The organism is Bradyrhizobium sp. PRIMUS42, from assembly GCF_023006515.1.
GTDB lineage: Bacteria > Pseudomonadota > Alphaproteobacteria > Rhizobiales > Xanthobacteraceae > Bradyrhizobium.
Genome location: NZ_JALBGZ010000904.1, coordinates 1 through 2,183 on the forward strand (window position 1 = coordinate 1; position 2,183 = coordinate 2,183).

Annotated in this window: 1 protein-coding gene and 2 pseudogenes; 2 read left to right on the forward strand and 1 reads right to left on the reverse strand. The window is 63.9% G+C overall.

What is annotated here, in order from left to right; all coding sequences use genetic code 11:
- Nucleotides 1–306: pseudogene (locus MOV75_RS35430) on the reverse strand (DUF2147 domain-containing protein); the annotation flags it as partial.
- A gap of 196 nt (nt 307–502) precedes the next feature.
- On the opposite strand from MOV75_RS35430, the gene MOV75_RS35435 reads away from it, so the two are divergent.
- Complete coding sequence (locus MOV75_RS35435; protein ID WP_246928581.1) at nt 503–1,399, forward strand: DUF2147 domain-containing protein; 897 nt, start codon at nt 503–505, stop codon at nt 1,397–1,399.
- Between the two features lie 349 nt (nt 1,400–1,748).
- Nucleotides 1,749–2,078: pseudogene (locus MOV75_RS35440) on the forward strand (extensin); the annotation flags it as partial.
- Nucleotides 2,079–2,183 lie beyond the last annotated feature (105 nt).

Consider the following 2,183-nt stretch of genomic DNA (forward strand, 5'->3'; position numbering starts at 1 on the left):
AGCCTGTTGCACGGGCTGCTGCTGCACCGGAGCCGGGGCGGGCTGCGCGGTCGTGGCCGGCGTGGTGTCGACGTCGTCGTCCTTGGAGCCGCCGAGGCCCTTGAGATTGATGTTGTTCAGCTTGATCGGCTTGTCCGACAGGCCCGGCGCGACGATGGTCACGCAGTTGAGCGAGGCACAGTTGCGCGGCGTCTCGATGCGGATGTGCTGGCCCTCGATCTGGAACGAGATCGAATTTCCGCCGGCATGTGCGGCGGCGGTCGACGCGAGGAAGAGCGCGGTGGCGGCGATGGTGAGCTTGTTCATGACAACCTCCGAAATTGCGTGGTCCCGGTATGGACCGAAAGTCGCTGGTGGATGAAGCGTGGTTCGACCCTACGCTCAGCTGCTCAGGTGTTCTGTGATGGGCATCACAACGGATCGCGAGCGCCTGGGTGAGGCAGCGCACATTCAGCCGTGGTCCTTGCGTCCTAATCTCATCGCGACACGACAGGAGGCGCCGATGACCCGGCTTGTGACTTCGCTTGGCACATTGATCGCTTTGATGGCGGTCGTGCCCGCGGCCGAGGCCGGTTCCTATTCCTTCTCGATCGGCGGCCACCGCTTCCACGTCGAGGCGCCCAGGAGTTGCCGATCCGCGTCGTGCGTTTCGATTTCCTCCAATCGCAGCCTTCGGCCAAGGGAGGATGTCGACAGTAAGCCCGTTCCGCCGCCTGCGCCCGCGCCGGTCGCCCAAGTGCCGCAGCCGGTCTATCCAGTTGCTCCCGTCCGGCCGCCACAGGCGAACATTGTCGCGGCACCGCCGGCAGCTCCAGCCCCCGTCCTTGCCGCGACGACGGCGCAGCCGGTTATGCCGCCGCCCCCGCCAAGATCAGAGGCACCAATATCCGAGGCGCTGAGCCCCAATCCGCCACGGATTGAGTTGCCGCGCGCCGATCCGCCGAAGACAGTTACGCTCGATCCGCCGCGCATGGAGCCGCCGGTCGTTGCGCCGAGGATCGAGATCAAGCAGGCGGCACTAGTCGCACAGCGCAACGACGACGCGCCGGCCTATTCGCCGCTCGGCGAATGGGAAAGCCTGGGTGCCAAGGGCACTGTTCGGATCGAACGCTGTGGACCTGCATGGTGCGGTTTCGCGCTCACGGAGGCGTCAAACCGGGGTGAGAGCGTCCTCGTCAACATGAAGCCGAAGACGCACGAGGTCTGGACCGGCAGCATCTACAGTCGTTCCAGCGGCAGTACCTATTACGGAAGGATGACGCTGAAGAGCTCCGGCATGCTTCATGTCGAGGCCTGCGCGATCGGCCGCTTCTGGTGCTCGGGCAATGACTGGACGCGGGTCGAGGAGCCGCGCGAGAAACTGATCACGGCATCGCCGCAGTGGGGCGCACGGTCGTAGCTCGTCGATGGCGCAATGTTTGTCCCGCTCCTGCAAGAGGAGAAGGGAAGAGAGGTCTTCGACGCGCTTGATGAGCCTAGATCATGCCGAGCACGATGGCGCCGACGAAGGCCATGGCGAGGTACGCGGTGACAACGCTCAGTCTCCCGGCGAACGTCATGAGGTCCCTCCCTCAATGCGCACTGCTTACGCGCGACCTTATGGTTAACAGAAAGTATCTTTCCGAAAAAGTCAGCCTTGCTGTCGCTCAGGCCGGCCTAGGTTTCGGCGCGCGCCGGCCGGCATGGTTAAAGAATCATGAAATCAACGTGTTGAAGAGTCTTTAAGTAAATTCACCGAACGTGCGTTCATGACGCGCGGAGTTCGTTTGTATCTCGTCGGCTCCATCGTCCTTGTTTCGCTAGCGGGTTGCGGACGCGGCTTCTTCCAGGCCGAACGCGAACCGTGGCGGGCCGAGGCGGAAGCCGCTTGCCTGAAATCGGGCGCGGTGAAGGAGGGACCGGATCTCGTCCGGATCGACCCCATTTCCGGCCCCGGTCAGTGCGGCGCCGAATTCCCGCTCAAGGTCGCCGCCATCGGCGAAGCTTCCGGCACTTACGGTTTTGCCGACGAGCAACTGCGCCCGCCCGGCAGCATCGGCAACCAGCCGCGCTGGCCGGTGACGCAGCCGCGCTCGAGCCGGAGGAATTCCTGGAGCTGATCGAACGTTATGGGATCGACACCATCTTCATGGTGCCGACCATGTTCATCCGCCTGATGAAGCTGCCGGAGGAGGTGCGCAGGA

Coding starts and splice junctions, on each gene's coding strand:
- MOV75_RS35435 (WP_246928581.1), top strand. CDS start 503: ATGACCCGGCTTGTGACTTCGCTTGGCACATTGATCGCTTTGATGGCG.